Annotated in this window: 4 protein-coding genes; 3 read left to right on the top strand and 1 reads right to left on the bottom strand. The window is 37.3% G+C overall.

From position 1 onward, the window contains the following. The coding region (locus ABFC98_00545) for a POTRA domain-containing protein (protein MEN6444515.1) at positions 1–536 on the bottom strand (536 nt) is incomplete at its 3' end. A gap of 176 nt (positions 537–712) precedes the next feature. Here ABFC98_00545 and ABFC98_00540 point away from each other — a divergent pair. The 3 genes from ABFC98_00540 to ABFC98_00530 all read left to right on the top strand — a co-directional run bounded on the left by ABFC98_00540 (position 713) and on the right by ABFC98_00530 (position 6,030). Continuing rightward, a complete protein-coding gene (locus ABFC98_00540; protein MEN6444514.1) occupies positions 713–3,628 on the top strand; it encodes a M1 family aminopeptidase in 2,916 nt (971 codons plus the stop codon). A 7-nt stretch (positions 3,629–3,635) separates the two neighbouring features. After that, positions 3,636–4,730, top strand: a complete 1,095-nt coding sequence (locus ABFC98_00535) for an iron-containing alcohol dehydrogenase (GenBank protein MEN6444513.1) — start codon at positions 3,636–3,638, stop codon at positions 4,728–4,730. Between the two features lie 307 nt (positions 4,731–5,037). Continuing rightward, the gene (locus ABFC98_00530; protein MEN6444512.1) at positions 5,038–6,030 is read left to right on the top strand and encodes a tetratricopeptide repeat protein; all 993 of its coding nucleotides are present in this window, start codon (positions 5,038–5,040) and stop codon (positions 6,028–6,030) included. The last annotated feature ends 205 nt before the right edge of the window (positions 6,031–6,235 follow it).

Genomic DNA, 6,235 nt, shown 5'->3' with positions numbered 1-6,235 from the left:
GAAACCCTTTTCTTTTCGTCAACCTGAATTTTCAACCCAATTTTGTTATTGCCAGCACGAGATTCAAAGATTTGGATATCTACATTACTATATCCTTTTGTGGCATATTCATTTTTCAGCTTATGCAATAATTGATTTTTTACCCCTTCGCTCCAATAACTACCAACCCGTATATTTACCAGTTCGTCAATTCTTTCTTGTTTCACAACTTTAAAACCGATATAATCAATACTACTAACTACAGGATTTTCCTGGATTTTGATGAGCAAAGTTACTCCTGTTCTATAGGGTTCCATTTCCACTTGAATATCGGAAAAGATACCCATCTTATATAGATTGCGTATTGATTTTGCCACTGTTTCAGGATCAAGAGCATCACCAATTCTGATACTAAGCGCCGAGGTTACCAATTCCGGATCAATATTGACCGCTCCGATAACTTTTATATCGTATATTGTTTCTCCAGCGGCATAAAGGTTTTGGACAAGGCAGGCAAGCAGCAGAAATGTAATGCTGCAAACTATTATTCTTCGCATTATTCCTCCACTTAAGAGTTAATGGACAGATTTGTTAAGTGCCTGTTTTCGTAAAGACATTTTTTTGCTTTTCCCAAAACCGCTTGTTTCATCTTCAAAGCATAGCGATTTTCGCTAAAAATGGAAATGAACTTGCTTTACTGATTGAATGCTTTATATTGTTTTCAGAGGTCTAAATGAATATTCAGGTAAAAAAATTATTTATAATCCTTGTCTTAACTACCATCTTTGCAATGTTTGGCGCTCAAACTACGCATTTGGTTAAGCCCACTCGTAAATATAATTTCTACCCTGCCAAGGCAGAAGAGGAAATATGTCGTGCCGATTCCGCCCACGGTTTTGATGTGCAAAAATATGAAATCACTCTTGCTATCAATGATGCCACTCATTTTATAACCGGCAATGTTTTAGCGACTGTAAATACAACCGCACCCCTTTCAAGCATCACTTACGAATTAAGTAATTTAACTGTTTCCAATGTGAGGGTAAATGGAATTAACACTACCTGGAATCACAATAATGGGTTACTAACCATCCCTATCAATGCCGCTGCAGGTCAGCAATTTACTACTCAGATATTTTATTCCGGTATTCCCCAATTAACCAATGATGTTTATCATTTAGGTATGGTATTTAGTGTTAATTCTGTCTTTACCATTTCCGATCCCGATGCCGGAAGAAATTGGTGGCCCTGTTATGATCATCCTTGGGATAAAGCAATTGTGGATTTGCATATTACTCTGCGAAGCGATTGGAAAGTTGCCGCCAATGGCATTAGAACCAGTATCATAAATAACCAAGACGGAACTTCCACCACTAATTGGATCGGTCAGAATCCAATGACTACTTATCTGGTTTGCCTGGCAGCGGGACCTTATGTGGAAATATATAATACAGATCCCAGCTTCCATAATCTTCCCCTCCAGTATTTTGTAATGCCAAACCAATATAACAATGCTTTGGTAGATTATATCAATATTCCTCAGATGATTCACTATTTTTCTGAACTTTTGGGAGATTATCCCTTTGAAAAATATGGTAATGCAACCGTCAATATGAATACTTTTGGAGCGATGGAACATCAAACAATGATCACTTTTACGAACTCTCTGATAACTGGAACCGGTGCCAGTGAATTAACCATCGCCCATGAATTGGTTCATCAATGGTTTGGAGACGCAGTAAGTTTTTTAACTTTTAAAGATGTCTGGCTTTCCGAGGGCTTTGCTACTTACAGTGAATTTCTTTGGTCAGATAAACTTTTGGGTTGGCAGAACGCTTGTTCCTATCTGGAAAGTAGTTTTCATCATTATTATTTGAATTGGGAAAATACAGAAGGACCGCACACTATTTACAATCCCTCTTTCAATAACTATTTTGCACCCCCTTCTTATGAAAAGGCAGCCAGTGTTTTGCATATGCTGCGTTTAAAATTGGGAGATACAATCTTTTTTAACTTGATTAGACAATATTATAGTACATATTGCAATGGAAATGCCGTTACTGCTGAATTTCAAGCAATGGCAGAACAAATTAGCGGACAAGACCTTAATCAGTTCTTTGATCAATGGATTTATGGTTCCGGTATTCCCAGCGTTCAATATTCCGTTTGGCAAAATCAAACCAACCAGCATCTAAAAATACTGGCAAAAACCACTTCTCCCACTGCCACTGCTTTTACTGTGGAAATTCCTTTCCGCTACACTCAAAATGGCATAAGCGATTCGCTTTTAGTGGTTGCCACTCCTGACGGTCATATTAATGAGTTTAATTATACTCTGGATTCCGAAAATTATACTTACGATGCCAATTTCAACAACTGGACTTTTTTACGCTCAATTACAGAACAAAAACCTGTAATAACGGAATGCATTCCCTCCCATAATAGTGTATTACTCTCTTGGCAAACTTTTTTGGAGAGTGTGGATAATCAGTATTTATTATTCCGAAAGCCCTCCAATAGCCAGGACTGGACTTTACTCACCACTCTGAACAGCCCCGTTTTAACTTATATAGATACTACTGCAACAAGTGGCATCAGTTATGATTATCGATTGAAAGTGACAGATCATAATGGTTATGGCTCAGTTTTTTCCACATCTGTTTCGGCAACCCCGCAAGCATTTAGTTTTGCCAATGAATTATTGCTGGTAGATGAAACGAGGGATGGAAACGGTTCCAATATCAACCCCAGTGATGAAATGGTAGATACTTTTTATGAGACAGCCATCAGTGGCTTTACTTGTGAACATACAAATTGGGATTGTGCCAGCCAAGGTTTACCCGATTTGGCCACTTTGGGAAATTATAAATTAGTGCTCTGGTATGCGGATGATTTCAATCAAAATCTGCTGCAGGATAATTTAGCTTCACTTAGCGGTTATATTACCGGAGGAGGAAAACTTGTTCTTTCCAGTTGGAAAACCGCTTCTGTTTTAACGCCTGAATTCTTAAATCGTTTTGCCGGGGAAGTTAGTCCCATTTATGATAATTCCGCTTGTTTGATTAGTGCTCAATCGGAATTTTATCCTACTTTGACCGTTGATCCAAATAAAACACTTTCTGCTTGGAATGGTATGCTGCCATACATCTATACTTTTAATAATGCCACAGAACCAATCTATACGGCAAATATGACTGCAGGAAGTAATGGAGCGGGACAATGTGTTGCCTTAAAACACAATTTTAATGGAACTTTTGTTCTGTTTGGTTTACCTTTGTATTATATGCAAATGGCTGAAGTGAGTGCTTTGTTGCATCAGCTTTTACCCTCTCTCAATCCCGCTTTGGCAGTTTCGGATGAAGCAGTTGCTTCATCGAAAGCAGCTTTATCTGCCTTACCCAATCCGTTTAATCCTTCCACTACCATTTCTTTTTACTTACCCACCGGTGGTAATGTAAAACTGGAACTATATAACTTGAAAGGACAAAAAGTAGCCACTCTCGCCCAAGGAATTATGCCCTCCGGTAAACACAGCGTTTACTTTGACGGCTTAGACGAAAATGGCAGAAATTTATCCTCCGGTGTCTATTTACTCCGTTTTCAATATCCCACCGGCATCCTTAGAAAAAAAATAACTTTGCTGAAGTGAGCTTTAGATGTTTTATTGTCCAACTCGTATAATTTTTGCCGATAACGCCATTTCCCTCGCCAAGGATAAAATTGCCACCATCGGCAAGAAAGCGCTTATCGTAACTGGCAGAAACAGCGCCAAACAAAGCGGTGCTTTATCTGACTTATTGCTTGTTTTAAAGGAACTGGGTATAAATTATGTCCTTTTCGATCACATAAAAGAAAATCCCACTTTGGATATCATAGTAGAAGGCAAGCAAATCTTTAAACAAAATAATTGCGATTGTGTAATTGGCATCGGAGGAGGAAGCCCCATTGACGCAGCCAAAGCAATATCTTTGTCCGCTGCAAATTCATTGAACCGCAATGAAATATATGATACCACTCTGTTTAAAAACGCTTTTCCAATTTTAGCAATTCCACTTACAGCCGGCACAGGAACTGAAGCAACTCAATATAGTGTGTTATCCGATCCCATCACAAAAAAGAAAGCTGGTTTCGGTTCGGATTTGATTTTCCCCGTTTTGGCAATTTTAGACCCGAAATATACTTTAACTTTATCCCCGCAAGTAACTTTGCATACTGCGTTGGATGCTTTAAGTCACCTTTTGGAAGGATTGTATAGCAATCAGCGTTCACCCCTTGTTTATCCTTTCATCTACCAAGGAATTGATTCTATTCTGCATTTTTTGCCTCTGGTTTTATCTGCCCCCGATAATTTATTGGCAAGAACGGAATTGATGCAAGCAGCACTTTACGGAGGAATAGTAATCGCTCAGGGAAGTACCACTTTACAACATTCCATCGGTTACCCTTTAACTTCTTTTTACAATATACCTCATGGTTTGGCAAACGCTATGGTAATGGAAGATATTATGGAGCTTTACTATCCTGTAGTTGCCTTAGAATTAAACGACCTCTTCAGTTACCTGAAAATAAGCAAGAACGATTTTTATAACTGGCTAAATGCATTACCTTTTGAACGCAAAATAGAACTAAGCGATAGCTTTATCGAAGCAGCAATCCCCCAAATTATGAACAGCAGAAATATGGCTTTGAATCCTTTACCTGTTTCCGAAGAACAGATAAGAAACATATTTGAACATATCAGAGCAAGTTAAAACCCACTTTGAAGCAAGAGGTATTCCTTTTTTAGCATACACCTGTTTGGCTGATAACCAATTGTCCAATAGATATTTAATCTGAATATACCTGTCCAATGTTAGAAATAAAACACCCCATCACGATCAGAATATATTGCCTAACTCTTTAATAATCAAGTATATAGATTAGTATATCCAAATTGGCACGCTTATTGCGTTCAACTCTTGACAGTTTTACTTTGGCTAAATAACGAGTTGTGTGTTCATAAACAATGTGTTGCAGTAAGCAAAAAAATATGAACCAATAACATAACTCGAGGAATAAATGGAAGAAAAGGAAATTAAACTTTTAGAAAAAGCATTATCCGGCAAGCCGACAAAAGATAATTTTTACCAAGGGCTTAAATTGGTAAATTACTATCTTAGTTGCAATCCCCATAAGGCAGAGGAATCTACCCAAATATTATTGCAAATGGCTAATCTTATGGAAACCACTGAAGAAATTGCCTTTGCCAATAAGATGATGGGATCAGTAAATTCCGCTTTAGGCAACTATCAGGAGGCAATTCCTTATTATCAGAAAGCGGTAAATTTATTTTCTCAAATAGGCAATAATCTGCAAATGGCACAATCGCTTGCCTCAATTGCTGCTATGAATTCCACCTTGGGAAACTCTACTCAGGCATTGAAGACCTTTATGGAAGTAATCCCTCTTTTTGAACAGGAAAACGACCAGCATAGTATTGCCATAACCTATTCTAATATGGCAAATATCTATAAAACTAAAATGGATTATGCCCATGCAATTCAGTATTATCAAAAGGCAGCAGATCTTGCGGAAAGCGTTCAATTTCCGGATTTGCAAGTTAGTTCTCTTTGCATAATGGGTTCAATCTATTCATCTTTAATGGATTACAATAAAAATCTTGCCTGCTGTCTGAAGGCATTAACTTTGGCAGAATCCACCGGCAATGATTATCTGATAGGCGAGGTCCATTGCTCTTTAGGGGTTGCTTATCAGGAATTGCAGGATTATGATAAAGCATTGGAATATTATTATAAATCACTTAAAATTGGAAGGGAACAGCAGATTCCCTATTATATTTCAGGTAATTTAAGTAATATTGCCGATATTTATCGTAAGCAAGGAAAGCTGAAAGAAGCCCTAAAAGCATATAAAGAAGCATTAAAGTATGATTTGCAAACCGGAGATATTTATAATCAGAGCGCTTCTTTACGAACTATAGCCCTTACTTATATAGATATGCATCGTTACGCACTTGCCAGGAAAACCATTTTACAGGCATACCCCGTTTAACACTAAACTCAATATTTAAAATTCAAATCTCAAATGAAATAATTATTAAGGGAAATTTTAGATATTTGGACTTTAAACTTCCATGATTTGTTTAATAATTTGGGTGTAATTTGGGCATAGCTATTTATTATTAGGATTAAATAAAATAGAATAGTTCTTAATTAATTCCTAAAGAATTAAAAGGACCAAAACAAGAATCTGTATG

The sequence above is a fragment of the Candidatus Cloacimonas sp. genome (assembly GCA_039680785.1).
Classification (GTDB): Bacteria; Cloacimonadota; Cloacimonadia; order Cloacimonadales; family Cloacimonadaceae; genus Cloacimonas.
Note: the sequence above shows the minus strand (reverse complement) of the source record. Positions and strands in the feature narration are given on the sequence as shown.